At 70.0% G+C, this 16,328-nt stretch carries 16 protein-coding genes and 1 tRNA gene; 12 read left to right on the top strand and 5 right to left on the bottom strand.

Annotated features, from left to right (window positions below; translation table 11 throughout):
* Positions 1–5: 5 nt before the first annotated feature.
* From AC1DZA_RS08690 to AC1DZA_RS08680, 3 genes are all read left to right on the top strand, one after another.
* Positions 6–572 (top strand): dihydrofolate reductase family protein, encoded by a 567-nt coding sequence (locus AC1DZA_RS08690; protein ID WP_476772447.1) that lies wholly within the window; start codon positions 6–8, stop codon positions 570–572.
* A gap of 101 nt (positions 573–673) precedes the next feature.
* The gene (locus AC1DZA_RS08685; protein ID WP_476772446.1) at positions 674–2,311 is read left to right on the top strand and encodes an MFS transporter; all 1,638 of its coding nucleotides are present in this window, start codon (positions 674–676) and stop codon (positions 2,309–2,311) included.
* On the top strand, positions 2,308–3,774 hold the full coding sequence (locus tag AC1DZA_RS08680; protein WP_476772445.1) for a DUF2252 domain-containing protein: 1,467 nt from the start codon (positions 2,308–2,310) through the stop codon (positions 3,772–3,774). The genes AC1DZA_RS08685 and AC1DZA_RS08680 overlap by 4 nt, the downstream gene beginning before the upstream one ends.
* On the opposite strand, the gene AC1DZA_RS08675 is transcribed toward AC1DZA_RS08680, so the two are convergent.
* Complete coding sequence (locus tag AC1DZA_RS08675; protein WP_476772444.1) at positions 3,771–5,621, bottom strand: glycosyltransferase; 1,851 nt, start codon at positions 5,619–5,621, stop codon at positions 3,771–3,773. The genes AC1DZA_RS08680 and AC1DZA_RS08675 overlap by 4 nt on opposite strands.
* A gap of 220 nt (positions 5,622–5,841) precedes the next feature.
* On the opposite strand from AC1DZA_RS08675, the gene gad reads away from it, so the two are divergent.
* The 8 genes from gad to AC1DZA_RS08635 all read left to right on the top strand — a co-directional run bounded on the left by gad (position 5,842) and on the right by AC1DZA_RS08635 (position 12,840).
* A complete protein-coding gene (gene gad / locus AC1DZA_RS08670) occupies positions 5,842–7,299 on the top strand; it encodes a glutamate decarboxylase (protein WP_476761646.1) in 1,458 nt (485 codons plus the stop codon).
* 11 nt (positions 7,300–7,310) lie between these two features.
* On the top strand, positions 7,311–8,945 hold the full coding sequence (gene gadC, locus AC1DZA_RS08665) for a glutamate/gamma-aminobutyrate antiporter GadC (protein ID WP_476772443.1): 1,635 nt from the start codon (positions 7,311–7,313) through the stop codon (positions 8,943–8,945).
* 201 nt (positions 8,946–9,146) lie between these two features.
* Positions 9,147–9,917, top strand: a complete 771-nt coding sequence (locus AC1DZA_RS08660; RefSeq protein WP_476772442.1) for a phosphatase PAP2 family protein — start codon at positions 9,147–9,149, stop codon at positions 9,915–9,917.
* 5 nt (positions 9,918–9,922) lie between these two features.
* Positions 9,923–10,705, top strand: coding sequence for a phosphatase PAP2 family protein (locus AC1DZA_RS08655; RefSeq protein ID WP_476772441.1), 783 nt, complete (start codon positions 9,923–9,925; stop codon positions 10,703–10,705).
* 95 nt (positions 10,706–10,800) lie between these two features.
* Complete coding sequence (locus AC1DZA_RS08650; RefSeq protein WP_476761641.1) at positions 10,801–10,992, top strand: hypothetical protein; 192 nt, start codon at positions 10,801–10,803, stop codon at positions 10,990–10,992.
* 81 nt (positions 10,993–11,073) lie between these two features.
* Positions 11,074–11,424 carry a PadR family transcriptional regulator gene (locus AC1DZA_RS08645; RefSeq protein ID WP_476772440.1) on the top strand — a complete coding sequence of 117 codons (351 nt, stop codon included), beginning with the start codon at positions 11,074–11,076 and terminating at the stop codon, positions 11,422–11,424.
* Positions 11,425–11,480: 56 nt separating this feature from the next.
* Positions 11,481–12,158 (top strand): hypothetical protein, encoded by a 678-nt coding sequence (locus AC1DZA_RS08640; RefSeq protein WP_476772439.1) that lies wholly within the window; start codon positions 11,481–11,483, stop codon positions 12,156–12,158.
* The gene (locus tag AC1DZA_RS08635; RefSeq protein WP_476772438.1) at positions 12,151–12,840 is read left to right on the top strand and encodes a hypothetical protein; all 690 of its coding nucleotides are present in this window, start codon (positions 12,151–12,153) and stop codon (positions 12,838–12,840) included. The genes AC1DZA_RS08640 and AC1DZA_RS08635 overlap by 8 nt, the downstream gene beginning before the upstream one ends.
* Positions 12,841–12,869: 29 nt before the next feature.
* On the opposite strand, the gene AC1DZA_RS08630 is transcribed toward AC1DZA_RS08635, so the two are convergent.
* From AC1DZA_RS08630 to AC1DZA_RS08615, 4 genes are all read right to left on the bottom strand, one after another.
* Positions 12,870–13,697 carry a DivIVA domain-containing protein gene (locus AC1DZA_RS08630; protein ID WP_476772437.1) on the bottom strand — a complete coding sequence of 276 codons (828 nt, stop codon included), beginning with the start codon at positions 13,695–13,697 and terminating at the stop codon, positions 12,870–12,872.
* Positions 13,694–14,902 carry a globin domain-containing protein gene (locus AC1DZA_RS08625; protein WP_476772436.1) on the bottom strand — a complete coding sequence of 403 codons (1,209 nt, stop codon included), beginning with the start codon at positions 14,900–14,902 and terminating at the stop codon, positions 13,694–13,696. The genes AC1DZA_RS08630 and AC1DZA_RS08625 overlap by 4 nt, the downstream gene beginning before the upstream one ends.
* 4 nt (positions 14,903–14,906) lie before the next feature.
* Positions 14,907–15,317, bottom strand: a complete 411-nt coding sequence (locus tag AC1DZA_RS08620) for a group I truncated hemoglobin (protein ID WP_476772435.1) — start codon at positions 15,315–15,317, stop codon at positions 14,907–14,909.
* Positions 15,318–15,475: 158 nt separating this feature from the next.
* A tRNA-Gly gene (locus AC1DZA_RS08615) sits at positions 15,476–15,549 on the bottom strand.
* A 78-nt stretch (positions 15,550–15,627) separates the two neighbouring features.
* Between AC1DZA_RS08615 and dcd the strand changes: the two genes are divergently transcribed.
* A complete protein-coding gene (dcd, locus tag AC1DZA_RS08610) occupies positions 15,628–16,233 on the top strand; it encodes a dCTP deaminase (RefSeq protein WP_159602929.1) in 606 nt (201 codons plus the stop codon).
* Positions 16,234–16,328: the final 95 nt, after the last annotated feature.

Below are 16,328 nucleotides of genomic sequence, written 5' to 3'. Positions count from 1 at the left end.
GCCGCATGGGTGCACTGATCTGCGCGGGCATCACGTCGCTCGACGGGTACATCGCCGATGAGAAGGGCGACTTCAGCTGGGGCAGGCCGGACCCCGAGCTGCACTCCTTCGTCAACGAGCTCGAACGACCCATCGGAACCTACCTGTACGGCCGTCGCATGTACGAGGTGATGCGGTTCTGGCAGGACGCCGACACCGAGCACGAGCTTCCCGGCCCCGAGCGGGAGTACGCGGCGATCTGGCAGGACACCGACAAGGTCGTGTACTCCTCGACGCTCACCGACGTCACGACCCCTCGAACGCGACTCGAGCGGGCGTTCGACGCCGACGCGGTGCGCCGCATGAAGCAGGAGGCCGAGCGCGACCTCTCCGTCTCCGGCCCGCACCTGGCGGAGCACGCGTTCCGGGCCGGCCTCGTCGACGAGGTCCACCTGTTCGTGCACCCGGTCGCCGTCGGCGGGGGCACGGCGCTGCTGCCCCGCGGCATCCGGCTCGACCTGGAACTCCGTGACGAACGGCGGTTCGCGACCGGCGTCGTGTACCTCCGATACGGGGTGCTCGGCGTTCGATAGCGCTCTATGCCGCGACGCCGATCGGTGGGACGATCGGCAGAGGTGAGCAGTGCCTCGCCGCATCCGCAGATCGCCTGGGGTCGGGCGGGATAGAGGTCCGAGTGAAGAACTGGCCGGTCATCGCGATCCTCGCGAGCGCGCAGTTCGTGATGGTGCTCGACGGCACGGTCATGAACGTGTCGATCTCCACGGTCGTGGAGGATCTCGACACCACGGTCGACGCGATGCAGGCCGCCATCACCTTCTACACGCTGACGATGGCGGCGTTCATGCTGCTCGGCGCGAAGCTCGGCGACATCTGGGGCCGACGTCGGGCGTTCGTCATCGGCTCGATCGTGTACGCCGTGGGCTCGCTCACCACCGCGCTCAGCCCCAACGTCGTCGTGCTCTTCCTCGGGTGGTCGATCGTCGAGGGTCTCGGCGCCGTGCTCGTCATCCCGGCCATCGCCGCACTCATCGCCGACAACTACGTCGGGCGGGCGAGGGCGGCGGCGTACGCGATCATCGGCGCCGCGTCGGGTGCCGCGGTCGCCGCAGGCCCGCTGATCGGCGGCTACATGACGACGTACCTCAGCTGGCGCTACGTGTTCGTCGGCGAGGTCGTCATCATGGCGGTGGTCGTGCTGTTCGCACGGAGGATCGCCGACCCCACCGGAGCCCGGCCGTCGCGCATCGACCTGCTGAGCGTGGTGCTCTCGGCCGCCGGCCTGGTGCTCATCGTGTACGGGATGCTGCAGAGCAAGACGTGGGGCTGGATCATCCCACAGCATCCGCCCGTCGTCGCCGGCGTCGAGTTCGCACCGCTCGGCATCTCGCCCACGACCTGGTTCATGCTCGCCGGCGCCGCGCTGCTGTGGTGGTTCGTCAGTCGCCAGCGGCAACTGGCGGCAGCCGGCCGGGCACCGCTCGTCGACATCACCCTGTTCCGGATCCTCCGCCTGCGGAGCGGCCTCACCGTGCTCCTCGCCCAGTACGCGATGACGGCAGGGCTCTTCTTCATGATGCCCGTGTACCTGCAGATGACGCTCGGCCTCGACGCACTGCAGACCGGCATCCGGATCTTCCCGCTGTCGATCTCGCTCATCCTCTTCTCGATCCTCGGCACCCGCCTCGCCGTGGTGTGGTCGCCTCGGCGGATCATCCGCGTCGGACAGCTGCTCCTCGTGCTCGCGTCCTTCGTGCTCCTCGGGGCCGTCGACATCGAGCTCAAGAGCCCGGCGTTCGGGCTCGGCATGTTCGTCGCCGGCGCCGCGCTCGGCCTTCTCGCCTCCCAGATCGGCAACGTGAACATGTCGAGCGTCGGCGAGGAGCAGTCCAGCGAGGTCGGCGGCCTGCAGGGCGTGTTCCAGAACCTCGGCTCGTCGCTCGGCACCGCCCTCATCGGCTCGGTGCTCATCGGCACCCTCGCGACGTCGTTCGCGTCGGGCGTCGCGACGAGCGACCTGCCCAAGGACACCCAGGTCGTGGTGGCGGAGGCCACCCAGGGCGGCGTGGACATCGTGCCCGCGGCATCCGTGCCCGACCTCGCCCGTGAAGCCGGCCTCGACGACGCCGAGGCGGCCGAGCTCGAGCGCGTCTACGCGAACTCGCAGATCGAGTCGCTGCGCGTCTCGCTCGTGGCCCTGATCGTGATCGCCCTGCTGTCGCTGTTCTTCTCACGCGGGATCCCGACCGACGTCGCCGGCCGGCCGCGCACTGAAAGCCCTGGAACGGATGAGGGAGCGGAGGTCGTGACATGAGCATCGACGAGACGACGGCGGCAGGCGGTGGGCGAGGGGTCGAGGACCTGGCGCCGCCGGCGCCTACCGACTTCGCAGCGAGGGCCGAATACGGCAAGGAGGCGCGACGGCGCTCGCCGCGGTCGTCGCACGCGGGCTGGACGCCTCCGGCGGGCCGCGCCGACCCGGTCGCGCTCCTCGAGGAGCAGGCCACGACGCGGGTGCCCGAGCTGGTGCCGATCCGGCACGCACGCATGCTCGTGTCGCCGTTCACGTTCTATCGCGGCGCCGCGTTGGTCATGGCCGCCGACCTCGCAGGCACCCCGATCTCGGGCATCACGACGCAGATCTGCGGCGACGCGCACCTGTCGAACTTCGGCGTGTTCGGCACGCCCGAGCGCCGCATGGTCTTCGACATGAATGACTTCGACGAGACCCTGCCCGGCCCGTGGGAGTGGGACGTGAAGCGCCTCGCGGCGAGCTTCGAGGTCGCCGGGCGCAACAACGGCTACACCGATGAGGAGCGCCACGAGATCAACCTCACGGCGGTGCGCGGGTATCGCGAGCGGATGCTCCAGGCCGCGGGGGCGCGCGTGCTCGACGCCTGGTACGACCAGCTCGACACCGAGCGCTTCCTGGCGTTCGTCGAAGCGGAGCGGCAGCGCAAGCAGCTCGGCTCCAAGCAGGTGAAGAACGCGGATGCCGCGCTCGCGAAGGCACGCACGAAGGACAGCATGCGCGCCGTGTCCAAGCTCACGGAGGTGGTCGACGGGCAGGTGCGGATCAAGGCCGACCCGCCGCTCATCGTGCCGATCGAGCAGCTCGACCCGGTCGGGCGCACGAGGGAGCAGGAGGAGGACTGGATGCGGGAGGTGCTGGCGTCCTACCAGTCGACCCTCCAGCTCGAGCACCATCCGATGCGGGAGTTCTCCTACGTGCACCTGGCCCGCAAGGTCGTGGGCGTCGGCAGCGTCGGCACCCGGGCGTGGATCGTGCTGCTGCGGGGTCGAGACGACCAGGACCCGTTGCTCCTGCAGGCCAAGCAGGCCGAGGCATCGGTGCTCGAGCGGTTCCTGCAGCCCAGCGCGTACGACAATCACGGCGAACGCGTCGTGCGCGGCCAGCGGCTGATGCAGGCGGCGAGCGACATCTTCCTGGGCTGGCACCGCCAGGCCGGGTTCGACGGCGTGGACCGCGACTTCTACATCCGCCAGCTCCACGACTGGAAGGGCGCGGCCGACGTCGAGTCGCTCGTGCCGTCGGGAGCACGCGTGTACGCCCGCGTGTGCGGGGAGACGCTCGCGCGGGCGCACTCACGTGCGGGCGACCGGGTGGCGATCGCCTCGTACCTCGGGAACACCGACCGGTTCGACCGGGCCGTCGCGGAGTTCGCCCGCGACTACGGCGACCAGAACGAGCGCGACTACGCGGCGTTCGCGGCCGCGGTCGCGTCGGGGCGGCTCCAGGCTGCGGCCACGGTCTAGCGAGGCGGTGCGCCGGCGTCGCGCCGTCCGACCCGCTGGGCGACGCGCCGCGCGATGCGTCGTGCGGTCGAGCGTGCGTCGGGGAACACCGTGGTCGTCTCGAGCTCGACGTGCGAACCCTCGAGCTCCACGGCGACGGTGCAGGCGAGCGGATGCCGCGGCCCCACGAGTGCGGTGCGGGCGGCGTCGAGGCGCCAGACGACCCGACCGCCGCGCGCTCGCCGCCGCGTGCGCACCAGCGCCCCGTCGCGACCGCGCGCGGCGAGCGTGATCACCACGAGGGCACCCGGAGGCACCTCCGCGAGGCGCACCGAGACGCGCAGCCGCCCGCGCAGGAACCGGACGCGCAGCCGCTCCACCGTCGCGTCCACCCGTGGCACCGGCCGAGCATGGCGGCGACGCGCCTGCTCGAGCACGCGAGCCCAGTCGTGGAGGATGCGCTCGTCGTCGAACCGGCCGGCCGATGCGCGCGCCGCGTCGCGCATCCGTTCGCGCGCCTCGGACGGAAGCGACGCGATGCGGGCGATCGCGGCTGCCGCCGCGTCTCGATCGCCATCGGGCACGAGGGCCCCGTCGACCCCGTCGGTGATCACGTCGGCGGGGCCGTACGGGATGTCGTAGGCCACCGGGATGCACCCGCGCGACATCGCCTCGGCGAGCACGAGCGGCGCTCCCTCCGACGTGCTCGTGAGCAGCGTCCACGAGGCGCCGCCGAAGGCCTCGGCGGCGTCGCGACGGTGACCGGCGAAGGTCACGGCGTCGCCGAGCCCGGTCGCGCTCGCCCTCGATCGCGCGCTCGCGGCATCCGGCCCATCGCCGAAGACGTCGAGCGTGACGGGCATGCCGCGTGTCCGGCACCCGGCGACGATGTCGAGGGCGTGATCGACGCGCTTGCGACGGGTGAGCTGCGCGACGACGACGCCCGCGGCCGGGTCGCGGTCGATGTCGGCGAGCGGCGGACGCCGCGGGGCGTCGATGCCGTTCGGCACGACGAACAGGTTGCCCGGGTCGGACAGCAGCGCCGCGGCATCCGCTCGCTGCCGCTCGGTGAGGAACACGACGCCGTCGAAGCGCTCGAGGTGCGCGAAGACCGGCCGACGTGACGGGCGCAGCACGCCGACGGGACGGGCGGAGCCCTGCAGGTGCGAGTTGTGCACCACGTGGACCGTGGTGACGTTCGGGCGCCGGTACCCGGCCATGAACCGCGCGGTGGTCTTGCTGTCGACGATCGCGAACGCCGGCTCGCCGCCGATGAGGGCGTCGAGCCAGTCGGCGTAGCAGTCCCAGGCGCTCGTCCACTGCCGGGCGGGCGTGCCCGACGCGTCGAACCAGGTGATCAGGCGCCGGGGGCCCGAGTCGCGCACCCGCTCGTCGAGCACGGCGATCGTGCCGTCGGCGCGACGGTGCTCGAGCGCGATCGGTCGTCCGTCCCGCCACGACTCCACGAGCGTCGAACCGTCGGATGCCTCGGCGACCGTCGTGCGGTCCACGCCGACCGCGCTCGGCTCGACGGCGACGGCCGCGGCCTCGACCGTCACGTCCGCCCCGCCGGCCGAGGCCGCTCGCGGGGTCCCGGTGCGGAGGTCCTCGTAGAGGTTCCGGAGCCGCATGCCCGGACGGAGCTCGCCCGAACGCTCGAGCCGTTCCCGCACGGCCGGATAGTCGGGGCGCCCGTCGAGCGTGAGGATGTCGACGGGCCGGCCGGCGATCCGGGCGAACGCGCGCGAGCGGTGCAGCAGGGCCGACGTCATGCCGCCGAACTGGTCGGGGACGGTCCACGTGACGGTCAGCAGCCGGCCGCCGGGAAGCGCACGCCCGGTCCCGGAGTTCGCATCGGCGGCCGTCATTCCTCCAACGCTACCCATCCGCCCTGCCGGAGCGGGACGTTGACGTGAGGCCCCCTGTACCCCGTTCGCTCGGGTTTTCACGCGATGTGGACTATTGACCGTCCACGGGGTCGGGTTCAGACTGGCGAATGGATCGCCTGGGAGCCGACACCCCTACCTCTGCCGTCTCGCGATGGTCCGGCGGTATCGATGCGCAACGAAGCAGATGCAGGGGGAACACATGACCGATCTCAAGCCACGCTCGCACTCCGGTTCCGGTGACGGAGCGGGACCCATCACACCCGACCAGTCCACCCACGCGTTCGCGGGGATCACGGGGCGCAACCAGCTGAACCCGATCTTCGCGCGGGAGGGCGAGGCCACGGACTTCCCGCTGGACCGGCTGCCCGACGCCGAGTCGCTGCCCGAGACGGCGTACCAGATCGTGCACGACGAGGCCATGCTCGACGGCAACGCGCGCCTCAACCTCGCGACCTTCGTCGGCACCTGGATGGACCCGTACGCGTCGAAGCTCTACGCCGAGTCCGCCGACAAGAACATGATCGACAAGGACGAGTACCCGCAGACCGCGGCCATCGAGACGCGCTGCTGGAAGATGATCGCCTCCCTCTGGAATGCGCCAGACCCCGAGAACGCCATCGGCACCTCCACGATCGGCTCATCGGAGGCGTGCATGCTCGGCGGCCTCGCCCTGAAGCGCCGCTGGCAGGTCGCCCGGCGAGCCGCCGGCAAGTCGACCGAGAAGCCGAACCTCATCCTCTCGAGCGCCGTGCAGGTCTGCTGGGAGAAGTTCTGCAACTACTGGGACGTCGAGGCCCGGTACGTGCCGATCAGCGACGAGCACAAGGTGCTCGACGGCCACGACCTCGACAAGTACGTCGACGAGAACACGATCGGCGTCGTCGCGATCATGGGCGTCACCTACACCGGCATGTACGAGCCGGTGAAGCAGATCTCCGAGGCGCTCGACAAGATCCAGGCCGACACCGGGCTCGACGTGAAGATCCACGTCGACGGGGCATCCGGCGGCATGATCGCGCCGTTCCTGCAGCCCGACCTCGAGTGGGACTTCCGGGTCGACCGGGTGGTCTCGATCAGCACGTCGGCCCACAAGTACGGCCTCGTGTACCCCGGTCTCGGCTGGGTGGTCTGGCGCACCGTCGACGACCTGCCCAAGGACCTCGTGTTCGACGTGACGTACCTCGGCGGGCACATGCCGACGTTCGCACTGAACTTCTCGCGCCCCGGGGCCCAGGTGCTGCTGCAGTACTACCTGTTCCTCCGGCTCGGCTGGGACGGGTACCGCAAGGTGCAGCAGGCGTCGCAGGATGTCGCGGTCTACCTGTCGGGCGAGATCGGGAAGATGGACGCCTTCGACCTCTGGAACGACGGCACCGACATCCCCGTCTTCGCCTGGCAGCTCACGCCGGGCCACACCGACAAGTGGAACCTCTACCACCTGTCGGAACGCCTGCGCCTCAAGGGATGGCTCATTCCGGCCTACCCGATGCCCGACAACATCTCCGACCTGGTGGTGCAGCGCATCGTGGTGCGCAACGGCCTGAGCCGGAATCTCGCCGAGTCGCTCGTGCTCGACATCCAGGAGGCCGTCGCCTACCTCGACGACCTCGACGCACCGATGCCGCACGAGGGCCAAGTGTCCTCCTTCACGCACTGAGGGGCTGAACCATGACTCAGATCAAGGAGCCGGCGAGTACGCCGGCGAGTTCCGCAGCACCGAAGCGGGCCGACGGCACGCCGGCGCCGTCGCCCGAGCACGTCAAGCCGCACCCGTTCGACAAAGTGCCGCACAAGCCGGCGATCGGCTCACCGGGCGTGACGTCGCAGAAGTTCATGTCGCTCATGCAGCTGGCGATCCTGACCGTCGTCGCGGTCGCCTCGCTGCGGAGCCTGCCGGCCATGGCCGGCTACGGGCTCGGGTCGATCACGCTGTTCATCATCCCGGCGATCTTCTTCCTCATCCCGACGGCCCTCGTGGCCGCCGAGCTCGCCACCGGGTGGAAGGGCGGCGTGTTCACGTGGGTGCGTGAGGCGTTCGGCGAACGCTGGGGCTTCCAGGCGATCTGGCTCCAGTGGGTGCAGAACGTCGTCTGGTATCCGACCCAGATCGCGTTCATCGCCGCATCCCTCGCGTTCGTGTTCCTCGATCCGAACCTGGCGAACTCGGGCCTGTACACGGCCATCATCATCCTGGTGCTGTACTGGTTCTCGACGTGGATCACGCTGAAGGGCGGCAACCTCTTCGCCAAGGTGGGTTCGTGGAGCGGCCTGGCGGGCACGATCTTCCCGGGACTGCTGCTGATCATCTTCGGCATCGGCTGGGTCGCGACCGGCCAGACGAGCCAGATCCCGCTCACCGCGTCGTCCATCATCCCGCCGTTCACCGGGATCGCGTCGATCGTGCTCATCGTGTCGAACGTGCTCGCGTACGCCGGCATGGAGGTCAACGCCGTGCACGCGAACGACCTGAAGAGCCCCGGCAAGCAGTACCCCAAGACGGTGCTGCTCGCCTCGATCCTGATCCTCGGGATCTTCATCGTGCCGACGATCGCGATCGGCCTCGTCGTGCCGTCGAGCCAGCTCGGGCTGACCACGGGCATCAACCTCGCGTTCCAGGCGTACTTCGAGGCCTTCGGGGTGCCGTGGCTCACGCCGGTGCTGTCGCTGCTCATCGCCCTGGGCGCCTTCGCCTCGGTCGTCACCTGGATCGCCGGCCCATCGCGAGGACTCCTCGCCGCGGCCCGCAGCGGCTACCTGCCGGCGTTCCTGCAGCGGCGCAACAAGGCCGGCGTGCAGGTCGGCATCCTCACCGTGCAGGGCATCGTGGTGACGCTGCTCGCGTCGCTGTTCATCTTCGTGCCGAACATCAACACGGCGTTCATCCTGCTCGTCGACATGGCGGCGGCGCTCTACCTCATCATGTACATGATGATGTTCGCGGCGGCCATCCGGCTGCGCTCCAAGCGGCCCGAGGTCGTGCGCAGCTACCGCGTTCCGGCCATGACGGTGATCGCGAGCATCGGGTTCCTCGCGTGCCTCGCGGCGTTCTGCCTCGGCTTCATCCCGCCCGAGGGCTTCGCGGAGGGTGCGCCCGGGTGGGCCTATCCGCTGCTCGTGGCGCTGGTCGTGATCGCGCTCGGCGTGCCGCCGCTCATCTTCTACGCGGTGCGCAAGCCGAAGTGGGACCAGCGCACCGCCGAGGAGAAGGCGACGTTCGACGACGTGCTGGTGAACCCGCCGGCCTCGTCGACGACCGCGGCGGCGACGGATGCCGCGGGCGGGCAGCCCGCGACGACCGGGTAGTCCGGACCGGCGACGAACGAGGGGTCGTGGCGCGCGCATCGGCGCCACGGCCCCTGTCGCGTGCGGCGAGAACGCGGGCTCTAGCAGGTTCCGACCGGTCGTGCAATGCTCCCCGTCTCGCTACGGCGGGGCGGCGCCTGGGCATACTGTGGAGGAGCCGAACCCGACCTCCCCCGCGGGCGCCGGCGGAAAGGCCTCACGATGACGGAGACGACGGAGCGACCCGGCCGGTTGCGGCGCTTCCACGAGAGGTTCATCGTCGAGGAGCGCGTCGTCCCGGCATCCGCCAAGCGCAATCTCTACATCGTCGCGATCGTGCTGATCGTCGTCGGACTCGCCGCGTTCCTCTTCATCTTCGACTCGGTGCTCGAGGCTGACGACATCTCGACCGTCGACAAGCCGATCGAGCACTGGCTCGACGGTACCCACGCCGAGTGGCTCACGACGGTGATGATCGTGCTCGCCACGGTGTTCGGGCCGATCGCGATGCCGATCATCATCCTCGTCACGACGGTGACCTGGGGCATCCTCGCCAAGCACGCGTGGCGGCCGCTGCTGCTCGCCGGTGGCATGCTCCTCGGCGTCATCATCGTGCAGGTGCTCGCGCCGATCATCTCCCGCGAGCGTCCGCCCGTCGGCGACATGATGCTCGAGATCGACCACACCTCCTCGTTCCCGTCTGGTCACGTGATGGGCGTGGCCGACTTCCTCTTCATCACGACCTACCTCGTCTTCTCCCGGCACCGCAGGCCCGTCATCATGGTGCTCGCGTTCATCGGGGCATCCGTCATCGTGCTGTTGACCGCGGCCTGCCGGATCTACCTGGGCTACCACTGGGCGACCGACGCGCTCGCCTCGATCGCGCTGTCGCTCGTGGTGCTCGGCATCGTCATCGCCGTCGACACCTGGCGCACCGTGCGGGTCGGCACCCCGGCCGAGGTGGATGCGTCGGAGGCGGACCAGGAGGAGTGAGCGGCATGGACGAGCACGCGCAGGCGGACACCGACCAGGTCGACCGCGAACCGCACGCGCTCGATCCGGCCTCCACCGCTCCGGCGCCGGTGAAGGTCGCCCGGCTCTGGCCCGTGGTGTCGGGCGGCGCGGCCCTCGCACTCGTCGTGGTGCTCGCCTTCGTCATCTTCTACCGGGAGCGCGACAAGCCCTTCGGCTTCGAGGTCGAGTACATGTCGGGGCTCGCCGCGAACCGGGCCGACTGGCTGACGACGCCCGCGCTCGTGTTCAACGCCATCGGGGGCGGGCTCCTCTCGACCTTCGCGGTGCCGGCCGTGATCATCGGCGGGCTGCTGCTGTTCCGAAGGCCGTGGGGCGCCGCGTACTACCTCGCGGCCACCATCGCGAGCGCGACCGTGACGCGCGTGATCAAGGTCATGGTGGCCCGGCCGCGCCCCGAGGAGATCCTCGTGCAGCCCGACTTCGGCTCGTTCCCGTCGGGGCACAGCGCCAACGCGGCGGTGACGGCGGCCGCCTTGGGCCTCATCTTCCTGCGCACCTGGGTCTGGGTGACCGGCGCGATCTACACGCTGCTCATGATGCTCAGTCGCACGTACCTCGGTGCCCACTGGATCTCCGACACGATCGGCGGCCTGCTCGTCGGTGCCGGGGTCGCCGTGATCATCTGGGCGCCGTTCGCGAACAAGCTCTACCGAGAATATCGGATGCCGCACCCGCCCATCTGGGTGCGGGCGCGGCACCCCTCCGAGGCCGTCTCGCCGCCCGCGGGTGTGCCCGACCAGAGCTGATCACCGGGTGATCGCGATGCCGATCACCGACTCCGAGGAGTTCGGCGAGCGGCATCCGGAGCCATGGGCGTAGCCTGCTCGACAGGGGGTGCGTGATGACCGACAGAAGCACGAACGCAGGCTGCCTCGCGGGCGGCGGAGCGTTCTACAGTCTCGGGATCTTCGGCGCGTGGGTCTACTTCTGGCAGCAGGCCGATGGCTTCTGGGAGTACGTGGGCGCGATCTTCCAGGGCCTCGTCTGGCCGGCGTTCATGGTCTACGACCTGTTCCACGTGCTCGGCACCTGAGCGGGGAGGCCCGCTCCCAGACGCAGAGTATCCCTCAGGTAGGTATTGACGTATGGGCACCTATCTTCCTATAGTGTCGATATGCCGCGACGACGACCCGGGGTCCTTCTGCCACTCGAGCTGGCGATCCTCGATGCCGGGTCGACACTGCAGGCCGAGGAGGGCTCGTTCTTCGGCTTCGGGTTGGCGCGGGCGCTGGCGAGTCGAGACGGAGCTGCGCTCCTCGCGCACGGCACCCTGTACAAGGCGCTCAACCGCATGGCCGAGGCGGGACTGCTCGAAGCCGAATGGGAAGCACCCGAGCCGGCCGAAATGGCCGGGCGGCCCCGCCGCCGGCTGTATCGGGTGACCGGCGCCGGAGAGGCGGCGCTCCGGGCGTCCGAGCGTGCTGCCTCGACACCGAGCTCGGTGACGAGGCCGGTGATCGCGTGAACGTCGAGTCCAGCAGCGAGTTCCACCGCGCCGCGCGCGGGGTCCTGCGATGGACGATGACGTACACCCGCGGCCTCGATGCCGCGGTCGCGGCCGCCCGGCAGGACGAGATCGCCTCCGACCTGCATGAGCACGCGGTCTGGGCACGCGAGACCGGGGTGACCACGAGGCGCCTCGCGTGGTCGATCCGGCTGCGAGCGCTCCGGGGTGTCCCGGCGGACCTGGCCTGGCGGTCGACCATGCTCCAGGGCGTCGATCCGGGAGTCCGGCTGGCACTGCGCGCCGACGCGGCCCTGTTCTCCGCCGTGGTGATGATCGGCGTCCTCGATGTCGGGCTCGGCGGGTTCGTGCTGTTCCGCCTCGTGCGGGCGTTGCTGATCGGCGACGTGCAGAGCGTGCCCGGTGCGGCGCTCGGGGCGGTCGCCCTGGGTCTCATCGCACTGATGGCGTTGATGGCGATGGTCGGAGAACAGCAGCGCGCTTGGGCAGCGTTTGCACTCGCCGTTCCGACGAGTCTCATCATCGCCGAGACCGGGCGAGCGCTGTACTTCGTCAGCGCGAGCGCGGGCGTCCTGCAGATCCGCCTTCCGTGGTGGGAACCGGCCACGTACGCCATCGGCGGTGCGCTCGCCCTCGTCTGCCTCACCGCCGCGATCCATTGGCTCCGCCTGCCGACGAGAAGCCGGGGCGGTCGTGCAGCCGACATCCAACGTCAAGGAGTGCCACGTGCCTGAGGTCGATGACCTGCTCGCCGCCGAACGAAATCGGCCACGCCGTGCCGCAGGCCGGGCCAGATTCGCGTTGATCGTCGCTGGTGTCGCCACCGTCGTCGCGGTCGGCACGGCCGCGACGCTCGTGGCGGTGGGCGCGAACTCACTCGCCGAGCACGAAGCGGAGTCGTCTGCCGCCGACGCCCTCGTCTCGTCCGCGTACGAGCGGATCACCCGAACGGCGGAACCGCGCGCGAGCGCCGGCGAGCCCGCGTCCACCGTGCCGACGCCGAGCGAGCCGTCGCTCACTGAGCCGCCCGACGCGGCCCAGACTGCCCAGAACGAGTTCGGCCTCCCCACTTACGACGCGTCCACCGACATCGCGACCATCCCCCGGCCCGTCGACGACCCGGACCCGGCGGGTACCGAGATCTGGCTCGCACAGCAGGGCATCACCGCCGACTGCATGCAGGAGAAGGGCTTGGAATATCGCTTCACGGCCCCTTGGCTCCTTGCTTGGGGTCCCACCCGCGAGCAGCAACTGGCGGCATTCCAGGCTCAGCCTGGGACAGCGGAGTTCGAAGCGCTGTACGGCGTCCCCGAGTTCGGGCCCGACGATCCCGAGGTCGCACCGGAGTACCGGTGGGAGGATGCCGGTTGCGTCGGCTATGCCGTGCATGTCACCGGCATGGACGACGCTCACTGAGCCCCGGCATTCCAGGGCTTCCAGGGCGATCAGTTGCGGGCTGCGGCTCGCGCCTCGGGGAATGTCTGGGGCTCGGAGGATGACTCCGGCAGCGAGAGCGACCCTGATTCAGAGAACGATGCCGGTATCGTGAACGATTCGGGCTCGACGTACGATCCGCGAGTGGTGGTCGGCCGTGCCCAGTCGGGTTCGCCGACCTGCTCCTCGACCGGCTCGGCAGTGGTCGCGGACGTGGCGAGCTCCGCATCGTGTTGGGGCAGGCTGCCGAGACGATCGACCTGCTCGGTCAGGGCGTCGAGCACCGAGCGGAGCTGGATCTGGGCGACCTTGGCGTAGGTGCGCACGTACTCGATCTCGGGAACGCTCGGACCCTCGGTCACGGTCGCGGTGGCCAGCGCCGTGGCCACGTGGCCGGCGCTGCGTTCGGCGCGCTCGAGTACCTCGCGGTACTGGTCGCGAGCGGCCAGCACCATGTCGCGTGCGTACTGTTCGGCGTCGGCCACCGCCCGGTCCGCGATCAGCTGCGCCTGCGAGAGCAAGCCGACGGCTCCGGCGGCGATCTCCTGCTCGAGGTCCGCGCCGGTCGCCGCGCTGAGCTTGGCGTTCTCCGCGCGCAGACTCGCCAACTCCTGGCGGCTGCTGTCGAGGGCGGCACGTACCTCGCTCACGGTTGCGGCCAGCTGCTCCAGAAACGCGTCGACTTCGACCCGGTCGTACCCGCCGCCGATGTGCCGGACGCTGAAGTTCACGTCGCCCACCTCGGGGAGGCGGCCCACCGCACCCGCCAGGGCACCCTCGTGCAGGGCGGCGGGCGGAGCTTCGGGAAGGCTGTCCTCGTCGGACCAGGTGGGCGTCATACGGGGGTCCCCACTCGCTCTACGGCAGCCGTCGCCGGCTGCAGGTTCTGGGTGTGGTGATGCGGTGCGTGGCTGTCCTCGTCGAGCGTGGCGAACTGCTCGAACCGGATGTCGGTCGACGGCATGCCGGCGTCACGCAGACGCGACACCGTGTGCCTGACCATGTCGGGCGATCCGCACACGAGGGCGAGAAGGCCGGGCCGGGCGACCTCGTCGGCGGCGATGTCGCCGACCAGGCCCTTGCGACCGGGAAAGCTCGGGTCTCCGGAGATCACCGGCGTGTACGTGAACCAGGGGCGGCTCGCGAGGTCGCGGAGCAGCTTGTTCTCGTAGAGGTTCCAGGGCACGCGGGCCCCGTGGAACAGGTGCACGTTGGGGGCGACGCCGCTCGCCTGCCAGTGCTGGTCGATGCGCTCGAGGTGCGCTCGGAGCGGCGCCAGGCCGGCGCCGCCGGCGACCATGAGCAGGTCGCGCGCGCGCTCGTGGTCGCCGAGCGTGAGCTCCTGCCCGACCGGAGCGCCCAGGCGCAGCGTCTCGCCGACGGCGAGCAGGCGCACCATCGCGCCGCTCCACTGCCCGCCCGGGACCAGCTGGACGTGGAATTCGAGGGTTCCGTCGGAACGCGGCGCGTTCGCCGGGCTGAGGTAGCGCCAGAGACGGGGTCGCGACGGATTCTCGACGGCCATCGCCTGGCCCGGCTCGAAGGGCAGCGCCGGCTCGGGCCGGACCTGGATGACCGCGATGTCGAGGCTTCGCCGCTCCACCGCGAGCACGTGCCCAGCCCAGGACGCCGGGCTCGTCTGCTCGGACTCCTCCGCGGCCTGCACCATGACGGTCGCGATGACGCCGTACGCCGCGGCCCAGTCGGCGGCGAGCTCCTCGGTCCATCCTTCGCCGAGGAAGTGCTTCAGCGTGGCGAGCAGCGAGACGCCGACCGCGTCGTAGTGCTCCGCGATCACCTCGAATCGCCGGTGGTCCCGGCCGAGCTGCTGGATGAACGCGGTGACCTCGTCGAGTTGGTCGACCCTCGACACGATGCGGCCGAGCGCGCCGACGAGTCGGTCGCGCTGCGTCGCCATCGACACCGGGAACATGCTCCGCAGCTCGGGATGGGTGAGGAAGAGGTGCGAGTAGAAGTAGAGCGGAACGTCGTCGCCGAGGGATTCGGCCGCGGCCCAGGTCTCCTTGAGAGCGGCGGTGTTCACCGAGTCAGGCTCCCGTCGAGGGCACCTCGACGATGTCTGATTCGGTCGCACCGAGCGCGGCGCCCACGCGACCGATGATCTCCGACGGCACGCCGGCCTCGGTCAGCGCCGTCACGAGGTGCTCGACGACGACGGCGAAGTCGTCGGTGGAGATGCCCATGCCCTCGTGCGCCCCGCGCAGTTCACGGCCCGAGTACTCGACCGGGCCGCCCATGACCTGCGAGATGAGGGCCACCTGGTGACGCTTGAGCCGAACCATCTCGACCCCCTCGAAGTAGCCGGCGAGCCGCTCATCGGCCACCACCAGCTCGTAGAACCTGCCGACCACCGCGGTGATCGCCGGCGCCCCTCCGACGGCCTCGTAGTCGCTCCGCTCGAGCACATCCGACTGCTGGTCACCGCTGGGAGTCGTCATTGTCATCCAATCGCTGGGGGGACTTGGCTACCCTTTACTAGCAGACGGAGCAGTCGCACGGCGAATGTTGTAGAAAGCTCAAGATCTCCCCCCGTTCGGGGGGCGACCGAACGCACTCGCATCGGGGCTTCCCTCGCCACCGGGGTGCGGTCGAACATTGGAGCGGATGACGGGAATCGAACCCGCGCTATCAGCTTGGGAAGCTGAAGTTCTACCATTGAACTACATCCGCATGCGGCATCCGCCCGCCCGTTTCTGCGGGTGACGGTGCAACGGAAGCCATCCTAGCAAGCGTTGCTACGCTGTCAGCGTGCTTCTCTCGGATCGCGACATCAGGGCCGAACTCGACCGCGAGCGCATCGGGCTCGAGCCGTACGAACCGGCGATGATCCAGCCGTCGTCGATCGACGTGCGCCTCGACCGGTACTTCCGGTTGTTCGACAACCACAAGTACCCGTTCATCGATCCGGCGGAGGACCAGCCCGAGCTCACGCACCTCATCGAGGTGCGGCCCGACGAGCCGTTCATCCTGCACCCGGGCGAGTTCGTGCTCGCGTCGACCTACGAGGCCGTCACCCTGCCCGACGACATCGCCGCCCGCCTCGAGGGCAAGAGCTCGCTCGGCCGGCTCGGGCTCCTCACGCACTCCACGGCGGGCTTCATCGACCCCGGGTTCACGGGGCACGTCACCCTCGAGCTCTCGAACGTGGCGACGCTGCCGATCAAGCTCTGGCCAGGCATGAAGATCGGGCAGATGTGCTTCTTCCGGCTGTCGTCGCCGAGCGAGCGGCCCTACGGCTCGGCCGAGTACAGCTCGCGCTACCAGGGGCAGCGCGGACCGACCGCGTCGCGCTCGTTCCAGAACTTCCACCGCACGGATGTCGGCGTGACCGAGGCGGGCTCCGCCGGCCACTGACCCGAGCCGAGCGGATGCCGCGTGCCGGCGCCGACCGCGCCGTGCGCGCCGCGCCGCCCCATCACATCGAGTGGTCGCAAATCGCCGGCTCGCGC

It is taken from the genome of Agromyces sp. P2_B3, from assembly GCF_056404815.1.
Note: the sequence above shows the minus strand (reverse complement) of the source record. Positions and strands in the feature narration are given on the sequence as shown.